Annotated in this window: 14 protein-coding genes; 4 read left to right on the top strand and 10 right to left on the bottom strand. The window is 71.4% G+C overall.

Annotation, left to right across the window (positions count from 1 at the left end; translation table 11 throughout):
- Nucleotides 1-3: 3 nt before the first annotated feature.
- Nucleotides 4-1,851: a glutamine--fructose-6-phosphate transaminase (isomerizing) gene (gene glmS, locus Q9R26_RS05615; RefSeq protein WP_311226750.1), complete on the bottom strand. Its 1,848-nt coding sequence runs from the start codon at nucleotides 1,849-1,851 to the stop codon at nucleotides 4-6.
- A 70-nt stretch (nucleotides 1,852-1,921) separates the two neighbouring features.
- On the opposite strand from glmS, the gene Q9R26_RS05610 reads away from it, so the two are divergent.
- Both Q9R26_RS05610 and coaA read left to right on the top strand, forming a co-directional pair.
- Nucleotides 1,922-2,407: a glutathione peroxidase gene (locus tag Q9R26_RS05610; protein ID WP_182065709.1), complete on the top strand. Its 486-nt coding sequence runs from the start codon at nucleotides 1,922-1,924 to the stop codon at nucleotides 2,405-2,407.
- A 105-nt stretch (nucleotides 2,408-2,512) separates the two neighbouring features.
- The gene (coaA, locus tag Q9R26_RS05605; RefSeq protein ID WP_027466714.1) at nucleotides 2,513-3,457 is read left to right on the top strand and encodes a type I pantothenate kinase; all 945 of its coding nucleotides are present in this window, start codon (nucleotides 2,513-2,515) and stop codon (nucleotides 3,455-3,457) included.
- Between the two features lie 92 nt (nucleotides 3,458-3,549).
- On the opposite strand, the gene glmM is transcribed toward coaA, so the two are convergent.
- From glmM to truA, 6 genes are all read right to left on the bottom strand, one after another.
- Nucleotides 3,550-4,923, bottom strand: a complete 1,374-nt coding sequence (gene glmM, locus Q9R26_RS05600; protein WP_259578963.1) for a phosphoglucosamine mutase — start codon at nucleotides 4,921-4,923, stop codon at nucleotides 3,550-3,552.
- A 22-nt stretch (nucleotides 4,924-4,945) separates the two neighbouring features.
- Nucleotides 4,946-5,431, bottom strand: coding sequence for a 30S ribosomal protein S9 (gene rpsI, locus Q9R26_RS05595; RefSeq protein WP_027466716.1), 486 nt, complete (start codon nucleotides 5,429-5,431; stop codon nucleotides 4,946-4,948).
- Nucleotides 5,432-5,468: 37 nt separating this feature from the next.
- Nucleotides 5,469-5,915 carry a 50S ribosomal protein L13 gene (gene rplM / locus Q9R26_RS05590; protein ID WP_027466717.1) on the bottom strand — a complete coding sequence of 149 codons (447 nt, stop codon included), beginning with the start codon at nucleotides 5,913-5,915 and terminating at the stop codon, nucleotides 5,469-5,471.
- A gap of 332 nt (nucleotides 5,916-6,247) precedes the next feature.
- Nucleotides 6,248-9,337 carry an ExeM/NucH family extracellular endonuclease gene (locus Q9R26_RS05585; RefSeq protein WP_311226749.1) on the bottom strand — a complete coding sequence of 1,030 codons (3,090 nt, stop codon included), beginning with the start codon at nucleotides 9,335-9,337 and terminating at the stop codon, nucleotides 6,248-6,250.
- 130 nt (nucleotides 9,338-9,467) lie between these two features.
- Nucleotides 9,468-10,211 carry an MBL fold metallo-hydrolase gene (locus Q9R26_RS05580; protein ID WP_311226748.1) on the bottom strand — a complete coding sequence of 248 codons (744 nt, stop codon included), beginning with the start codon at nucleotides 10,209-10,211 and terminating at the stop codon, nucleotides 9,468-9,470.
- Nucleotides 10,208-11,083 carry a tRNA pseudouridine(38-40) synthase TruA gene (gene truA, locus Q9R26_RS05575; protein ID WP_259578953.1) on the bottom strand — a complete coding sequence of 292 codons (876 nt, stop codon included), beginning with the start codon at nucleotides 11,081-11,083 and terminating at the stop codon, nucleotides 10,208-10,210. The genes Q9R26_RS05580 and truA overlap by 4 nt, the downstream gene beginning before the upstream one ends.
- Before the next feature lie 90 nt (nucleotides 11,084-11,173).
- Between truA and Q9R26_RS05570 the strand changes: the two genes are divergently transcribed.
- Together Q9R26_RS05570 and Q9R26_RS05565 are read left to right on the top strand one after the other, a co-directional pair.
- Nucleotides 11,174-12,163 (top strand): ATP-binding cassette domain-containing protein, encoded by a 990-nt coding sequence (locus Q9R26_RS05570; protein ID WP_259578950.1) that lies wholly within the window; start codon nucleotides 11,174-11,176, stop codon nucleotides 12,161-12,163.
- On the top strand, nucleotides 12,160-12,990 hold the full coding sequence (locus tag Q9R26_RS05565) for an ABC transporter permease (RefSeq protein WP_259578948.1): 831 nt from the start codon (nucleotides 12,160-12,162) through the stop codon (nucleotides 12,988-12,990). Before Q9R26_RS05570 ends, Q9R26_RS05565 begins: the two co-directional genes overlap by 4 nt.
- Nucleotides 12,991-12,999: 9 nt before the next feature.
- Here Q9R26_RS05565 and Q9R26_RS05560 read toward each other — a convergent pair whose 3' ends face one another.
- The 3 genes from Q9R26_RS05560 to rplQ form a co-directional block, all read right to left on the bottom strand.
- Nucleotides 13,000-16,206, bottom strand: a complete 3,207-nt coding sequence (locus tag Q9R26_RS05560; protein WP_209134961.1) for a BTAD domain-containing putative transcriptional regulator — start codon at nucleotides 16,204-16,206, stop codon at nucleotides 13,000-13,002.
- A gap of 39 nt (nucleotides 16,207-16,245) precedes the next feature.
- Complete coding sequence (locus tag Q9R26_RS05555) at nucleotides 16,246-17,364, bottom strand: aromatic acid exporter family protein (protein WP_182064354.1); 1,119 nt, start codon at nucleotides 17,362-17,364, stop codon at nucleotides 16,246-16,248.
- A 141-nt stretch (nucleotides 17,365-17,505) separates the two neighbouring features.
- The gene (rplQ, locus tag Q9R26_RS05550) at nucleotides 17,506-18,084 is read right to left on the bottom strand and encodes a 50S ribosomal protein L17 (protein WP_071245471.1); all 579 of its coding nucleotides are present in this window, start codon (nucleotides 18,082-18,084) and stop codon (nucleotides 17,506-17,508) included.
- Between the last annotated feature and the right edge of the window lie 20 nt (nucleotides 18,085-18,104).

The raw sequence follows: 18,104 nt of genomic DNA, 5'->3' as shown, positions 1-18,104 counted from the left end.
CGACTACTCGACGGTGACCGACTTCGCGAGGTTGCGTGGCTGGTCCACGTCGAGGCCCTTGGCGGCGGCGAGCTCCATGCCGAACATGTGCAGCGGTGCCACGGCGAGCAGCGGCTCGAACAGCGGGGTCGCCAGCGGGATCCGCAGGACCTCGTCGGCGAAGGGCAGCACCGCGGCGTCGCCCTCTTCGGCGATCGCGATCACCCGGGCACCGCGGGCGCGGATCTCCTGGATGTTCGAGACGACCTTCGGGTGCAGCGATCGGGGGTCGCGCGGCGACGGCACGATGACGAAGACGATCTGGCCAGGCTCGATCAGGGCGATCGGGCCGTGCTTGAGCTCACCGGCGGCGAAGCCCTCGGCGTGGATGTACGCGAGCTCCTTGAGCTTGAGGGCCCCCTCGAGCGCGATCGGGTAGCCGACGTGGCGGCCGAGGAACAGCACGCTCCGGGTGTCCGCCATCCAGCGGGCCAGGTCCTTGATGCCGGCGGCGTCCTCGATCGTCTGCTGCAGCTTCGGGGCGAGCCCCTCGAGCTCGGCGACCTGCTCGGCGATCTGCTCGGTGGTGAGCGTGCCGCGCAGCGTCGCCAGGTGCAGCCCGAGCAGGTAGAGCGCGACGCCCTGGGCGATGAAGGCCTTGGTCGACGCGACGGCGACCTCGGGCCCGGCGTGCGTGTAGATCACGGCGTCGGACTCACGGGGGATCGTGGCGCCCTGGGTGTTGCAGATCGACAGGACCTGCGCGCCCTGCTCGCGGGCGTACTTGACGGCCATGAGCGTGTCCATGGTCTCGCCGGACTGGCTGATCGAGACGACCAGGGTGCGCTCGTTCAGCACCGGGTCGCGGTACCGGAACTCGTGGGCGAGCTCGACCTCGACCGGCACACGGGCCCACTGCTCGATGGCGTACTTGCCCAGGATGCCGGCGTAGGCGGCGGTGCCGCAGGCGATCACGATGACGCGGTCGACGGTCGCCAGGCGCTCGGCGATCGGGTCGAGGTCGGTCAGCGTGACGGCGCCGTCGTGGACGCGACCGAGGATCGTCTTCGCGACGGCCTCGGGCTCCTCGCTGATCTCCTTCGCCATGAACGAGCTCCAGCCGCCCTTGTCGGCGGCGGACGCGTCCCAGTTGACCTCGAACTCGCTCGGCGTGGCCGGGGTGCCGTCGAAGTGGATGACGTCGACGCCGTCGGGGCGGATCGTGGCGATCTCGTCCTGCCCGATCGACAGCGCGCGCTGCGTGTAGGCGACGAACGCGGCGACGTCCGAGCCCATGAAGTTCTCACCGTCGCCGAGCCCGACCACCAGGGGCGAGTTGCGGCGGGCACCGACGACGACGCCGGGCTGGTCGGCGTGCACGACGAGGAGCGTGAAGGCCCCCTCGAGCCGCTGCACGGCCTGCTGCATGGCGGCGGTCAGGTCGCCGGTCTCGCGGAAGGCGCGTCCGACCAGGTGCGCGGCGACCTCGGAGTCGGTCTCGCTGCGGAACTCGATGCCCTCGGCCTGCAGTTCGGCGCGGAGCTCGGAGAAGTTCTCGATGATGCCGTTGTGGATGAGGGCGAGCTTGTCGCCGTCGGCCAGGTGCGGGTGGGCGTTGCCGTCCGTCGGTCCGCCGTGCGTCGCCCAGCGGGTGTGCCCGATGCCCGTCGTGCCGTCCGGGATCGGCGACGACTCGAGCTCGTCGACCAGGGCCTGGAGCTTGCCGGCCTTCTTGGCCGACACGAGGTCTCCGGCTGGGTCGACGACGGCGATGCCCGCCGAGTCGTAGCCGCGGTACTCGAGGCGACGGAGGCCACCGAGGAGGACGTCCTGGCTGCTGTTGCTGCCGACGTAGCCGACGATTCCACACATGGAACCGATCCTACGGTCTGCCTGGACGCCGACCCTGCGAAGTCCCGGGGGTGGGGATAACGTTTCGGCCATGGGACGCTTCGACGACATCGCCATCACCACGCTGCACGGCGAGGACACCACGTTCGGCGCCTACGCCGACAAGGCCGTACTGGTCGTGAACGTCGCTTCCCGGTGCGGCCTCGCCCCACAGTACGAGCAGCTCGAGGCCCTGCAGAAGCAGTACGGCCCCCGCGGGTTCACGGTGCTGGGCTTCCCGAGCAACCAGTTCCTGCAGGAGCTCGGCTCGTCCGAGGCGATCGACGAGTACTGCTCCACCACGTGGGGCGTGACGTTCCCGATGTCCGAGAAGGTCAAGGTCAACGGCAAGAGCGCCCACCCGCTCTACCAGGCCCTCAAGGAGACCCCGGACGCCGACGGCAAGGCCGGCCGGGTCGCCTGGAACTTCGAGAAGTTCCTCATCGCCCCCGACGGCACCGTCACGCGGTTCCGCCCCACCACGAAGCCCGACGCCCCCGAGGTCGTCGCCGCCATCGAGGCGGCCCTCCCCGCCTGACGCGTCGCGTCCTGCGGACGCGCACCGAGCACTGGACGGGAGGCCCGTGGCACGTGAGCCGGTCGGCTCACGTGCCACGGGCCTCCCGTCTGTACGCTCGATCCCATGCCGTTCTCGGAGACCGCCGTCGCGCACCCGACCCCGTTCGTGGAGATCCCGCGCGACGAGTGGTCCCAGCTCGCCCCGAAGGAGCACCTGTCGCTCACCGAGACCGAGATCGTGCAGCTGCGCGGTCTCGGTGACCGGTTGGACATGCAGGAGGTGCAGGAGGTCTACCTGCCCCTGTCCCGCCTGCTCACGCTCTACGCCGCCGGTGCGCGCAACCTGCACGCCGAGACGAGCCGGTTCCTCGGTGAGCGCGCCGGGCGCACGCCGTTCGTCATCGGCGTCGCGGGCTCCGTCGCGGTCGGCAAGTCCACCGTCGCCCGCCTGCTGCGCGAGCTGACGAAGCGCTGGCCGGACACCCCTCGTGTGGAGCTCGTGACGACCGACGGCTTCCTGTACCCGAACGCCGAGCTGGAGCGCCGCGGGATCATGGACCGCAAGGGCTTCCCGGAGTCGTACGACCGCCGCTCCCTGCTGCGCTTCGTGAGCCAGGTGAAGAGCGGGGCGACCGAGGTCCGCGCGCCGTACTACTCGCACCTGGTCTACGACATCGTGCCCGATGCCGAGATCGTCGTCCGGCAGCCCGACGTGCTCATCGTCGAGGGCCTCAACGTGCTGGCGCCCCCGGTGCACGGCAGGCTCGCGCTGTCCGACCTGTTCGACTTCACGATCTACGTGGACGCGAAGACGAAGGACATCGAGTCCTGGTACGTCGACCGGTTCCTCGCCCTGCAGGAAGAAGCGTTCTCGAGCCCCGACTCGTTCTTCCACCGGTTCGCCTCGCTCTCGCGAGAGGACGCGGTACGGACGGCGACCGAGGTCTGGCGGGCGATCAACGAGCCGAACCTGATCGAGAACGTGCTGCCCACGCGCTCCCGCGCCACGCTGGTGCTGAAGAAGGGCGCGAACCACAAGGTGAACTCGGTCCTGCTCCGCAAGATCTAGCGGTAGGGCAGCGCAAAACACCGGTGTTCGCGAGCTGAACCGCGGTCTGCGCGTGTTCAACCGGCGAACACCGGTGTTTTGCGGCGAAACGCCTACGCGGCGTCGAGCGCCAGGCGGTCCTGCACGACGGCGGCGAGCTCCTCGGCGATGCGCTGGGCATCGTCCTGCGAAGCGGCCTCGACCATCACGCGCACGACCGGCTCGGTGCCCGACGGACGGAGCAGCACGCGGCCGCTGTCCCCGAGCGCCTCGCTGGCGGCGGCGATGGCGTCCTGCACGCCCTGGTCGGCGAGCCCGTGCCGATCGACGCCGCGGACGTTGAGCAGTACCTGCGGGAACACGGTCATGCACGAGGCGAGCTCCTGCAACGACTTCCCGGTCCGGGCCATCTCGGCCACCAGGTGGAGCCCGGTCAGGATGCCGTCACCCGTCGTGGCGAACTCGTTGAAGATGATGTGGCCCGACTGCTCGCCGCCGATGGAGTAGTCGCCCTCGGTCATCTTCTCGAGCACGTAGCGGTCGCCCACGCCGGCCTCGATCACGGTGATGCCCGCGTCGGCCATGGCGCGCTTCAGCCCGAGGTTCGACATGACCGTCGCGACGAGGGTGTCGTCCTTCAGGCGGCCGCGCTCCTGCAGGGACAGCGCGAGGATCGCCATGATCTGGTCGCCGTCGATCGCGTTGCCCGCGGCGTCGACCGCCAGGCAGCGGTCCGCGTCGCCGTCGTGCGCGATGCCGACGTCGGCGCCGTGCTCGAGCACCGCGCGGGCGAGGTTGTCGATGTGGGTCGAACCGACGCCGTCGTTGATGTTCCAGCCGTCGGGGTCGGCGCCGATGAGCGTCACGCGGGCACCCGCGTTGACGAAGACCTCGGGCGAGACGCCGGCGGCAGCACCGTTGGCGCAGTCGAGCACTACGTGGAGCCCAGCGAGCCGGTGCGGCAACGTGCCGAGCAGGTGCACGACGTAGCGGTCCTCGGCGTCGGCGAACCGCGAGATGCGCCCGACGTCGATGCCGGTGGGGGTGGGCGCGGAGTGGTCGTGCATGGCCGCTTCGATGCGGTCCTCGACCTCGTCCGGCAGCTTGCGGCCACCTGTGGCGAAGAACTTGATCCCGTTGTCGGGAGCGGGGTTGTGCGATGCGGAGATCATCACGCCGAAGTCGGCGTCGATGTCCGCGACGAGGAACGCCGCGGCGGGGGTGGGGATGACCCCGGCGTCGAGCACGTCGACGCCGGCCGAGGCGAGTCCGGCCGCGACGGCGGCACCGAGGAACTCGCCGGAGACGCGCGGGTCCCGCGCGAGGACCGCGCGTGGGCGCGGTCGACCCGACGCCCGGCGGGCGTCGGCATGGTGTCCGTGTGTGAGGACGGCCGCGCTCGCCTGGGCAAGACCCAGTGCGAGCGCGGCCGTCAGCTCGCCGTTGGCGAGACCACGAACCCCGTCGGTACCGAACAGACGCGGCATGGCGATCTTCAGCCGGTGACGACTAGCGCTTCGAGAACTGCGAAGCCTTGCGGGCCTTCTTGAGACCGGCCTTCTTGCGCTCGATGACGCGGGCGTCACGGGTGAGGAAGCCGGCCTTCTTGAGGGTCGCGCGGTTGTTCTCGCGGTCGATCTCGTTCAGGGTGCGGGCGATGGCGAGGCGGAGCGCGCCGGCCTGACCCGAGGGGCCACCACCGGTGATGCGGGCGACGACGTCGTACGAGCCGAGGAGCTCGAGCACCTTGAAGGGGTCGTTGATGAGCTGCTGGTGCAGCTTGTTCGGGAAGTAGTCCTCGAGCGTGCGGCCGTTCACGACGAACGTGCCGGAGCCCGGGACGAGCCGGACACGCGCGATGGCCTCCTTGCGGCGCCCGACGGCACCGCCGGAGACGTTGAGGATCTGACGGGGAGCGGCCTCGGCAGCGGCGGGTGCGCTCTCCGTGGTGAAGCTCTCCGGGGTCTGGTCGAGGGAATCAGCGATCTGAGCCATGAGTTTCTCTATGTCCTTGAAGTCGTCGTGGCCGGAACTACTGTGCGACCTGGTCGAAGATGTACGGCTTGGGCTGCTGCGCGGCGTGCGGGTGCTCCGCGCCGGCGTAGACCTTCAGCTTCTTGAGCTGCTCGCGGCCGAGGGTGTTCTTCGGCAGCATGCCGCGGATCGCCTTCTCGACGGCGCGGGTGGGGTGCTTCTCGAGCATCTCCGGGTAGGAGGTCGCCGTCAGGCCGCCCGGGTAACCCGAGTGACGGTAGTAGACCTTCTTCGCGAGCTTCGAACCGGTCAGGGCGACCTTGTCGGCGTTCACGATGATGACGAAGTCACCCATGTCCATGTGCTGGGCGAAGGTGGCCTTGTGCTTGCCGCGCAGGAGCGCCGCGGCGTGGGTGGCGAGACGGCCGAGGACGACGTCGGTGGCGTCGATGACGATCCAGTCGTGCTGGACGTCTGCCGGCTTCGGTGAGAACGTGCGAGTCACAGGAGTGCTGCTTTCGTGTCGAGGTGAGGAGTCCGTGAATCCCACTCCGGGCGGGAGTTCCACGAGCAGAAGCGCGGGGAACACCTCGGTTGGAGGGCTCATCTGACTGTCCGCGCGCGGGGCGCACAGACCAAGGTGAGAGCCTAGCCGACGCGGGGCACGTCGGTCAAACGCGGGCGACTGCCGGCCTGGAGGCGCGGGGCGGCCCCGCACCGCGCCTCCCGTCCGCCCCTGGGCCCAGCCCACTGCACCCGGTGAGCAGAAGACGTCGGGTCCGCACCGCGAACCCGACGTCTTCTGCACACTCGTCGCCCCGACGCGCGACGTGGGGACTACTCCGCAGCCACCGTCCGACGTCGGCGACGCACGACCAGCACACCCGCACCCGCCGCGAGCAACAGGAACGCCACCAACGCACCAGCACCCATCCCCGCAGCACCCGTGAACGCGAGCTGCCCATCCACGGTGATCGTGATCGGGGTCCACCCGATCAGACTCCCGTCCGCAGCCGTCACCGCCAACCGGTGCACACCAACCGCCGTGTCCGCCGGGATCGTCACCCGAACCGTCCCATCAGCAGCCACCACCGCCGTCCCGATCAGCGTCGGCTCCGAGAACAACCACACGTCGACCGTGTCACCGGCAGACGCCGTCCCCACCGTCACCGTGATCGTCTCCCCCGCACGCGCGGTCGCCGGAGCCGACACCCCACCACGACTCGCCTCCGTCAACAGCGACCCCGACGGCGCCACCGGAACGACCGGCGGAGTGATCCCGTCGACCGGCGGCACCGGCGTCGGGGTCGGGGTCGGGGTCGGGGTCGGGGTCGGCGTCGGGGTCGGGGTCGGGGTCGGGGTCGGGGTCGGCGTCGGGTCGGTGCCCGCGGCGTCGAGGTCGAACCCGACCAGGATCGGATCGTGGTCGCTCGCCCGGTACACGTCGTCGGTGTACAGGTTCGTCGCGTTGTAGTTGTAGCGGCTGTACTCCAGGCCCACCGACTCGACCGAGTTGATGTTCCAGATGTCCACGCCCGTGACCGTCTCGAGCGCGGCCTCCGACGCGAACACGTGGTCGAGCGAGCCGCTCAGGCCGGAGAACACGTACGAGTACTCGGTGCTGTCGAGCGCCGGGCCGAGGTCGGTGTAGCCGGCCTCGTCGAGGACCACCACCGGGTCCTCCTTGCTGTAGGCGTTGAAGTCGCCGAGCATGAACACCTTGTCGGTGCCGTACTGCTCCTGCATGTCGGTGGAGAACGTCACCAGGGCCTTCGCCTGCTCGACGCGGTCGGCGTTCGACGCCCCCTGCCCGTCGCCCTGGTCGGCGTTCTCGCCGGTGCCGGAGCCCTTGGACTTGAAGTGGTTCGCGATCACCAGGAAGTCGTCGTCCGCGGTGCCGCCGACCGGGCGGAACGCGTCCGCGACGGGCTGGCGGGCGTTCGTGAACGCGTCGTCGAGCAGGATCGTCGACTCGCCGACGGGCTCGACGCGGTCCTTCTTGTAGATCAGGGCGAGGCGGATGACGTCCTCGCTCGCGGGCACGACGGCCGGGGACTTCGCGTAGGCCCAGGTGTCCTGGCCGGTGGCGGCGTTGAGCGCGTCGACCAGGGTGGCCACGGCGGCGTCGCGGTCCTGACCGAAGCGGACGGAGTTCTCGATCTCCTCGAGCGAGACGACGTCGGCGTCCAGGCCGTTGATGGCCTTGACGATCTTGACCTGCTGGCGCAGGAAGTCCTCCTGCTCGGCGGCGCCGCGGGCGTCGCAGCCGGAGTTCACCGTGACGGGGTCTCCGGCACGGTCCGTGTAGTACTTGCAGCCGGTGAGCTCGTCGCCCGTGGTCGGGAAGTAGTTGAGCACGTTGAAGCCGGCGAGCTTCAGGTCGCCACCGACGTCCTGCGGTGCCGGCTGGCGCACCTTCGAGAACGACGCCGGCAGCGCGGCGGCCGGGGTCGCACCCGTGATCGGCGCGGTCGGCTGGAACTTCCACCCGTTGTTGCGGTAGTCGAGGACGACCGGCTCGGTGAAGGTGGCGGCGGCCCCGACCGTGACCGGGCCCTGGGTGAGCCACGACACCGGGATGCCCTGGTTCGCCTGGGTGAGGAAGTTGGTGCTCGCGCCGTCGTCGAGCGTGACCTTGCGCGCGGCGTTGTCGGCCTCGGCGGCCTTCGCCTCGGCGCTGCCCGGTCGGCCGACCTCGGTCGGCTGGATCAGGCGCTTCGTGCCGCTGGCGAGCACGACCTCGCCGTACTGGTTCGTCGTGTAGTTGTCGGCGACGGTGTACGCCCCCTGAGGAGCGACGAGCATGCTCTCGAGCGACTCGCGCTGGGTGTCGGACGACGGGAACGCGACCGCGGCCGGCTGCGGTGCCGCGACGGTGTCGTCCAGCTGCTGCAGCGACGAGGCCCCGGACACCGTGAGCTCGGTCAGGCCGAAGTACTCGGACACGGCACCGGTGACCCGCACGTGGTCGCCCTCGTGCACCAGGCCGGCGGTGGCCGACGAGAAGACGAACACCGCGTCGGACGCGGTGTGGGCACCGAGGTCGATGGCGCCGCCGGTGCCGGGGGTCTGGATCGTGTAGCCGTTGAAGCCGCCGGTGCCGTACACCGCGGTGACGACGCCGTCGGTCGTGACGTTCTTTCCGGCGTACGGCGAGGTGTCCGTGGTGCCCTGCAGCTGGGCGATGGTCACGGTCTCGGCGGGGGTGCCGGGCGCGGGGGTCCCGCCGTCACCCGGGTCGGTCGGGTCCGTGGGTTCGGTCGGTGCCGTCGTCTCGCCCGCGGCGTTCCGCGGGGTGAGCGTCGTCGTCACGGAGAAGTCCGCACCGTTGACGTCGGTGTCCGTGGTGCCCTGGCGGACCAGGCCGTTCGGGACGGAGTTGTCCCCGGTCACGGTGCGCACGGCCGACTCGAACGTGTTCGAGGCGCCGTAGCCGAGCAGGTCGACCACCCCGTCGGTGCCGGTGGTGACGGGTCCGGCGGCGAGCGACAGGGGTGCCGTGGCGTCGGACAGGACGAGCGTGCCCGTGGTGCCCGAGGGGTTGAGCGTCGCGGTGTCGTCGGCGGCGGGCAGGTCCTCGCCGGCCGCGGTGGCCCCGCCGTTGCCCGCCATCGACACCAGGAATGTGCCCTTCGCCGGCACGGTGCCCTGGAGCGTACTGGCCGAGAAGGTGCCGGTGCCCGTGGCGGACCGGTACTGCAGCGACCACCCGTCGAGTGACACGGCGGCGTCGGTCGGGTTGCCGATCTCGACGAACTTCTCGTTGTAGAACGCGCCCTTGCTCCCCGCCTTCAGGTAGGCCTCCTCGATGACGAGGTCGGTCCCCTCGGGGTTCGCGGTCGCTGCGGTGACGGTGACGAGTGGGGCCGCGAGGAGCGTCGCGGCCGCCGTGGCGCACAGCAGAGTGCGCCCGAGGGTGTTGGCCATGTCGGCACGCTACCGACCTGCGGGGACATTCAGGTTGCGTCGAGGTAAATGATTGCGCTCGGCAACAAGAGCCGACCGCGTTCCGCGGCGCAACCGATCGGCCGGCATGAGCCGATCGCCTCAGGCGCCATCAGCCGATCGGCAGCCAGGCCCCACCCACGCGTCGGACGGCCGGTCCGTGTCCCGGCAGCACGAGGGCCGGGAACGGCAGCGCCCGTGCTGACTCGAGCGCCAGGTCCTGATCGGCGGTGAAGAACGGCGTGATCATCCGCGGCCGCGGGGCCCACGACCCGGGCTGGGTGTCGTGCCGACTGACGACCGCGTCGCCGGTGACGATCGCGTCCGCTGCGGGCAGCAGGTAGGCCGTCGAGCCGTCGGTGTGGCCGACGGCCGGGAACGGCGCGATCGCCCGACCCGCGAAGTCCGCACCGGTGAACGCGCGAGCGGACGGCACGGTGGTGGGTCGGAGGGCGTTGGAGCGGATCGCCCGCGCCAGCCAGGCGAGCACGCGGGGGCTGGCGAGCCGGCCGCCGATCTCCGCCGGGGTGACCTGCTGCCGCTCCGGCCCGCGCACGTTGGCGAGCTCGTCGGCGTGGGCGAGCACTTCGACGTCGGGGTACCGCTCGAGGATCCCGGGGATGCCGCCGACGTGGTCGACGTGTCCGTGCGTCACGTAGACGCGACGGAGGTCTGCGGGGTCGTGTCCGGCGGCGCGCACGGTGTCGAGCACGAGGTCGGTGTCGGCCGGGTAGCCGGCGTCGATCAGCGCGACGCCGTCCTCCTCCGCCAGCACCACCCAGTTGGACACGGGGCCCTCGACGAAGACGACTCCGGGGGCGACGGACACGACGGAACGGGGTTCGCGCGGGCTCATCCCTCGACGGTACCGTCCACCGACCGTCTGGCCCGGGTCTGTTCCGCCCGCTCCGCGAGCTCGGCGTCGGCCGGGTAGCCCACCTCGGTCAGGGTCAGTCCCTTCGCCGGCGCCGTCTTGAAGGCGCTCGTGCGTTCCTCGGCGACGCGCAGTTCCTCGAGGCGGTCCGGGCCGAAGCGGCCCTCGCCGACGGCGATGGTCGCGCCGACCATGGCCCGCACCATCGAGTGGCAGAAGGCGTCGGCCTGGAGGCGCGCCACCAGCACGCCGTCCGGCTCGCGGTCCCAGCGGAACTGCTGCAACGTCCGGATGGTCGTCGCCCCCTCGCGCGGCTTGCAGAACGTCGCGAAGTCGTGCAGCCCGAGCAGCGTCAGCGCACCGCGCTCCATCGCTGCCGGGTCGAGCCGCGCCGCGTGCCAGACCGTGTGCCCACGACGACGTGGATCGCGCGGGGCGTCGGCGTCCGCGACCCGGTACTCGTACCGGCGCCACAGCGGGGAGAACCGGGCGTCGAACCCCGCGGGTGCCACCGAGGCACCGGTCACGACGACGTCCCCCTCGGGTGCCGCGATGCCGTTGACCCGCTTGAGCAGCCCGTCGAGCGGTGACCTGCCCGACCCGCGCTTGGCGGTGAGCGCTGCCCACTGCTCGGCCGACAGGTCCAGGTGCGCGACCTGCCCGGTGGCGTGCACCCCGGCGTCGGTGCGTCCGGCGACGGTGAGCAACGGCGGTTCACCCCAGCGGGTGAACACGGTGGCGAGTGCGGCCTCGAGGGCACCCTGCACGGTCCGGAGCCCGGGCTGCCGGGCCCACCCGGAGAACGCCGCCCCGTCGTAGGCGATGTCCAGTCGCAGCCGCACCGTCTCACTCACACGACCACGGTAGCGATGTCAGCGCCACGTCAGTGCCGCGTGAGCGCCCCGCGGCAGCATCGTCCACGACATCGACGAAAGGACCCCGCGATGACCACGACACCGCTCGCGGTGGAGGCCACCGGCCTCGTGAAGACGTTCGGCTCGAACCGGGCCGTGGACGGTGTCGACCTCCGCGTGGAGGCCGGCACGGTCTACGGCGTGCTCGGTCCCAACGGCGCCGGCAAGACCACCACCATCTCCATGCTCGCGACCTTGCTCAAGGCGGACGGCGGCGAGGCTCGGATCTTCGGGCACGACGTCCGCCGAGAGGCACAGACCGTCCGGACCCTGATCGGCGTGACGGGGCAGTACGCCAGCGTCGACGAGACGCTCAGCGCGACCGAGAACCTGGTGGTCTTCGCCCGCCTGCTCGGGCTGTCCCGCGCGGACTCGAAGCGGAAGGCCGTCGAGCTGCTGGAGCGCTTCGGGCTGACCGAGGCCGCGTCCCGGCCACTCAAGGGGTTCTCCGGCGGCATGCGTCGTCGGCTGGACCTCGCCGCGAGCCTGATCGCACAACCGCCCCTGATCTTCCTCGACGAGCCGACGACCGGCCTCGACCCCCGCACCAGGGCGCAGATGTGGGACACGATCCGCGAACTCGTGGCGACCGGTTCGACCGTCCTGCTCACGACGCAGTACCTCGACGAGGCGGACCAGCTCGCCGACCGCATCGCGGTGATCGACCACGGCAGGGTCGTCGCCGAGGGCACGAGCGACGAGCTGAAGTCGAGCATCGGCACGGCATCGTTGCAGCTCCGCCTCGCCGACTCGCTCCTCCTCGACACGGCACGCGGCATCGTCCGGAACACGCTCGGCGTCGACGCGGTCGTCAGCCCCGAGGGATCGCGCCTCACCGCTCCGATGGCGGACCCCGACCGGGTGACCGACCTGCTCCTGTCGTTCCGGCAGGCCGGTGTCTCGCTCGCCGAGATGAGCGTGCAGAAGCCGACGCTCGACGAGGTCTTCCTGACCATCACCGGCGCGCCCGCACACACCGATGACGACGCCCACCACGAGCTCGAAGGGAGCATCGCATGACCACCATCACCACCACGGGGACCTCGGGTCCGCGGGTCACCCCCCGCCCCGGCGTCGGCTCGACCGGGCTCGGAGCCACGGTCCGTCAGTCGCTCACGATGGCCTACCGAGGCCTGATCAAGGTCCGGCGTACCCCCGAGCAGCTGTTCGACGTCACCTTGATGCCGATCATCTTCACCGTGATGTTCACGTACATCTTCGGCGGAGCGATCGCCGGCGACGTGGCGAGCTACCTGCCGATCATCATCCCCGGCATCCTCGTGCAGACGAACATCACGTCGTCGATCGTGACGGGCGTCCAGCTCCGCGAGGACATGGACAAGGGCGTGTTCGACCGCTTCAAGTCCCTGCCGATCGCACGGATCGCCCCGCTCGCCGGCGCCCTGCTGGCCGACACCGTGCGGTACGCGATCGCGACCGCCATCACCTTCACGGTCGGGATCGTCATGGGGCTCCGTCCGGCCGGGGGCTTCGGCGCGGTGGTCCTCGCCGGGCTGCTCGTGATCGTGGTCGCCTGGGCGATCAGCTGGATCTTCGCCTACTTCGGTGTGGTCGCCCGGACGGCGTCGAGTGTCTCCGGCATCTCGAACATGGTGCTGTTCCCGCTGACGTTCCTGTCGAACGCGTTCGTGCCAGCCGACACCCTGCCGGATTGGTTGCGCTGGTTCTCCGAGGTCAACCCGATCTCGCACCTGATCACCGCGGTCCGTGACCTGGTCAACCAGGGCACGGTGGGCGTCGACCTGTGGATCAGCCTGCTCGGTGCGGCGGTGATCGTCGCGGTGTTCGCGCCCCTGACGGTCCGCGCCTACATGCGGAAGGCCTGAACCGCACGATCAGTGGTCGCTGAAGCGCAGCTGCTCGAGCAGCGCCCGCGCCCGCGAGACGGCCTCGGCCCGGTCCCAACCGGCCGAGGCCGTCTCGGCGTCCTTCACGGCCGCGTCGCCGAGCGCGGTCACCAGCAACGGCCGCATGCGGGTGTGCGCGAGCACCCCGAAGTCCTGCCGAGACCCGAGCCGAGCAGTCACCCCCCACGCCTGCGCAGCGAACTCCGACTGACCGGTCCGGACTGCGGCGAGCGCCAGCCCGAGCAGGGTGGTCCCGATGACCGGGAGGTCGAGCCACCACGGGTGCAGGCGCAGCATCACGAGCGCACCGACCCGCAGGCGTCTCGCGACCGCCACATCGGTGGCCGGGAGGCCCGGGGCGCTCCCGGCGGTCCGGCTCACCGCCGCCTCGTCAGCAGCCGCGATCCGCGCCACGCCCGCCATCAGGCTCCAGTGCGGCGTCTCCTTCCGGATCGGGGCGATCGCGTCCCAGGCGGCGGCGTATGCGGCCGCCGCCTCGTCGAGGTCGCCCTCGTACCGGGCGCACTCGGCGGCGATCGCCGTCGCGAGGACGCCGATCTGCATCCGGTCGCCGTCGAACCCGCCACGGCCCTCCGACGGCCGCTGCCGCAGGTCGTCGGCGACGGCCCTGGCGCGTGCCACGTCGCCGGTCGTCGCCGCGCAGAGCCCGACCGTCCATCCGATCTCGTACAGGTCGTCGTCGGCGCCGAACCGTTCGAGTTGCTCCCGCGCGGCCTCGGCGGCCGCCAACGCCTCGGAGTGGCGCCCGGTCTGTGCGAGCAGCTGCGTGACGGTGACGGCGATCGACCCAGCGGTCCACGCGTCGTTGCTGATCCGTGCGAGCGCTTCGGCGCGGTGGGCGTACCGCAGGGCGACGGCCGTGTCACCGTCGTTCTCGGCCAGCGGCGCACTGAGCATGTTCGCCAGGCACGCCACCCCGGGCTCCGGGTCCTCGCGCAGGCGGGCCAGCAGGGCACTGCCGTCGGCAGGCCGGCCAAGGGTCAGCACCAGCGCGGCCTGTGCGTCGAGGACCGCGTACCCGGTGCTGCCGCCGGCGGACACCCGCCGCAGGGCCGACACGGCGAGGGCAGCCGTCCGCCGGTCGCCGAACGCGGCAGACGCCCCGGCGACGACGAGGCCCACCACCACGGCGTTGCGGTCCTCCGGCGCTGGGACGGTGCCGCCCAGCAGCGGCACGACGTCCGGGCCGAGGGCGACGACCTCGCCGTGCGCACCTCGGAGCGACCAGTACCCGGCGAGCGCGGCGAAGAGGTGCGCGACCGCGGATGCGTCGCCGGCGCGCAGGCTCCAGCGCAACAGCGTGACGATGTTGTCCGCCTCACGTCCGACCTGCCGGAAGCACTCGAGCTGCGGCTCGCCCGTGATGGTCAGCAGGTTGCGGGCGGCGGTGAAGCCGCGACCCCACCGGATCATGGCGGACCGCACGTCCTCGGTCGCCCCGGCATCCCGGAGCCGTGCGGCTCCGAACTCGCGGACCGTCTCGAGCAGCCGGTACCGCACCGGTTCGCCCACGTGCTCGACCAGCTGCACGAGGGACTGTTCGACCAGCTCGGCGAGGTCGTCGAGCGCCTCTCCGCGGCGTCCGGGCAGCGTCACCGACTCGACGGCGTCGACCGCCAGCCCGTCCGGGAACAGCGCGAGACGGGTCAGCAGGTTCTGCGCACCGTCGTTCAGCAATCGCCAGCTCCACTCGATCACCGCGAGGAGGGTGCGGTGCCGCTCGGGAGCACTCCGGTCGCCGCCGCGGAGCAGCGCGAACCGGTCGTCGAGTCGGCGCTCGATCTCCTCGGTGCTCATGCCACGGATCCGCGCGGCCGCGAGTTCGATCGCCAGGGGCGATCCGTCCAGCCGCGTGCAGATCCGGCGAACGGCGTCCACGGGCAGCACCGCGCCCGGACGCGCCGCCCGCGCCCGCTCGGTGAACAGGCGCACGGCGGCGCCGTCCGCGGCGACCGGCAGGGGTGCCAGGGGGGCCACGACCTCGCCGGCGATCGCCAGCGGTGCCCGCGAGGTCGTGAGGATCCGGAGCTGCGGCACCGTCGCGAGCAGGTCGGCTGCGAAGGTCGCGACCTCGGCGACCAGGTGCTCGCAGTTGTCGAGCACGAGCACGGTGGGACCGTCGGCCAGGGCGTGGACGACCCGCGATCCGAGGTCCGCGGCGACGGCGTCCCGGAGCGACCGGGTCGATCGGAACTCCCCGATCCCGAGCAGCGCGGCGAGCGCTGGGACGATGTCCTCCGCCGCGGTGAGCGGCGCCAGCTCGAAGACCACGACCCCGGTCGTCGGCGGCAGGGCGGCTGCGACCGCCTGCGCCAGGCGGGTCTTGCCGAGTCCGCCGGCACCGAGGATCGTGACCAGCCGGCTCTTCGAGAGCTGGTCGCCCACGGCGGCCAGGTCGTCCTGTCGCCCGACCAACGCGTTCGGCGCCGCCCGCAGTCCGATGCGCCGCGCAGTGCCGGCGGCCACGTCGGACCGACGCAGCAGGTCGGCGTTCAGACGGACCAGGTCTGCCGACGGGTCGGCGCCGAGTTCGTCGGCGAGACGGTCCCGGTGCGCCGCGAACACGGTGAGCGCCTCAGTGGTTCGGCCCGCTGCGGCGAGGGAGCGCATCGCCCCGGCTGCTGCGACCTCGTCGAAGGGGTTCGCGAGCGACTCGGCTGCCCACACCTCGGCTGCCTCGTCCGCGTGTCCGTCGTCGGAAAGAGCGGCGCCGAGCGCCCGTCGGAGCCCGCGGCGGACGGCGTTCGCCCGGTCGGCCAGCGCCGTGCCCGGCTCCCCGTCGACGTCCGCCCCGGGGTCACCGCGCCAGAGGCCCAGTGCGGCGGAGACGGCCGCGCGGTCACCGTTGCCGAGTGCCTGTTCGGCTCGGAACAGATCGATGTCGTCCGGACCGCCACCGAGCGCGTACCCGGTGCTCGTGGACACGACGATGCCGTCCGCGACTCCCCGGCGCAGTCGCGAGACGAGCGCCTGCAGTGCAGCTCGCGCACCGCGCGGCCGTTCGTTCGGCCACAGGTCCTCGATCAGGGACTCGCTCGTCAGCGCGTTGCCGCGTGCGAGCACGAGCGCTGTCAGGAACACCCTGGCGAGCGCCCCCGGCACCGCGGTCGGAGCGCCGTCGGCGTCGTCCACGGTGATCGGACCGAGGACGGCGATGCGGGGGCGGTCGGTCACGAGGGCGAGTCTACGGACGACCGCGCACGTGCCGGTCACTCAGCCGCGCGGACGACCGAACGCCGACGGACCGGTCCGGGTGTCGAGGTCGTCGGTGGCCCGTCGTTCCGACTCGACGATCCCGCGCAGTGCGACGAGCGCGGCCGAGGTGACCGCGACGTGCGAGGGGTTCTCACGTGATGCGTCGAGCGCGCGCTCGAGTCGTGCGATGGCCTCTTCGGCCTGGTCCTCCGGGGAGTCGCCACGGATCGTGCTGGCGATCTGCCGCAGTGCCTCGGCGATGGGGGTGGCGAACGCCGGATCCGGACGACCGACGCCCTCGGACACCGGGCCGGAGCGTGCCACGAGTTCGGTGAGGTCGGTCGTGTACCAGGCGACCCGCTCCAGTGCACGGAAGCGTCCACCGTCCTTCTGCAGCCGCGCTCGGGACCCGCGCAGCGCACCACGGGGGTTGAGCCGACGACTCTCGTGCGCGATCGCCACCCGCGACCGCACGTCCGCGATCGCACGGTCCAGACGGTCCTGCTGGTGGTCCCACGCCTTCTCGTCGCGCTTGCCCTCCTCGAGCACGGTGGCCAGACCGTCGAGGTGGTCCGCCAGCACGCCGTTGACCGTGTCGATGCGGTGTTCGGCATCCCAGAAGTGCAGCGGCGGGAACACCAGGAAGTTGACGAGCAGCCCGACGACGACACCCACGGCCATCTGCACGAGGTACCCGAGCGAGTAGCCCTCGGCGTGCGCGCCGCCGACGAGCAGGACGAAGAGCGCCGCGGTGGACACCCACGAGCTGCCCTCGCCCAGCACGCGGAACCCGCCGACCAGGACACCGACGCCGACCGCGAGCGCGATCGCGAGGAAGCCCGGGTCGCCGATCCACATCGTGAACGCGGCGATGAGGATGCCGAGGGCGATCCCGACCAGGGTCTGCACACCGCTCCGGATGCCCGCGAACACCGTGGTCTGCATCGCGACGACGGCGCCGAGTGGTGCGTAGTACGGGTACTCGGCCGCGACGCCCGGGATGTGCTGCGCCACGAACCAGGCGATCACCGCAGCGGCCGCGGCCTTGCCGGCGTGCAGCAGGCGCGGCTGCGTGCCCGAGGTCCGGCTCCACCGCCAGACCCGGGTCCCCAGACCCGCAACGTGCTGGAACGCCATGACTTCCTTCCCTGTCCTGATGATCGGCCACCGTACGCGGCACGCCGCAGCTGCCGTCCGCTCTGCGAACACGAGGAAGCCCCCGCGACCTGGGTCGCGGGGGCTTCCTCGTGGTGGTGCAGCGCCCCGGAGGGCACCGGACTACTTGGTGTCGGCGTCGTCCGACTTCTCGGCGGCGTCGGCCTCGACCTCGGCAGCAGCCTCGGTCTCGGACTCGGTCTCGACCGGTGCGGACTCCTCGGTGGTCTCGGTCTCCTCGACCGGGGCCTCCTCGGTGGTCTCGTCAGCGGCGGGCTCGTCGACCGGGGCGGCAGCAGCGGCCGGAGCCGAGTTGCGCTTGACCGGAGCGGGCGTGCTCGAGACGGGCTCGAGGACGAGCTCGATCGACGCCAGCGGGGCGTTGTCGCCCTTGCGGAAGCCGAGCTTCGTGATGCGGGTGTAACCGCCCTGGCGGTCCTCGACCTGGGGGGCGATCTCGGTGAACAGCGTGTGCACGACGGACTTGTCGCGCAGGATGCTGATCACACGACGACGCGCGTGCAGGTCGCCGCGCTTCGCGAACGTGATGAGACGCTCGGCGACCGGGCGGAGGCGCTTGGCCTTCGTCTCGGTGGTCGTGATGCGACCGTGCGTGAAGAGGGCGTTGGCGAGGTTGCTCAGGAGCAGGCGCTCGTGGGCGGGACCGCCACCGAGGCGGGGGCCCTTGGTGGGCTTCGGCATGTCAGTTCTCCAGTGGTGAA

Origin of the sequence: Curtobacterium sp. BRB10 (genome assembly GCF_031844325.1) — a bacterium.
Taxonomy (GTDB): Bacteria; Actinomycetota; Actinomycetes; order Actinomycetales; family Microbacteriaceae; genus Curtobacterium; species Curtobacterium poinsettiae_A.
Note: the sequence above shows the minus strand (reverse complement) of the source record. Positions and strands in the feature narration are given on the sequence as shown.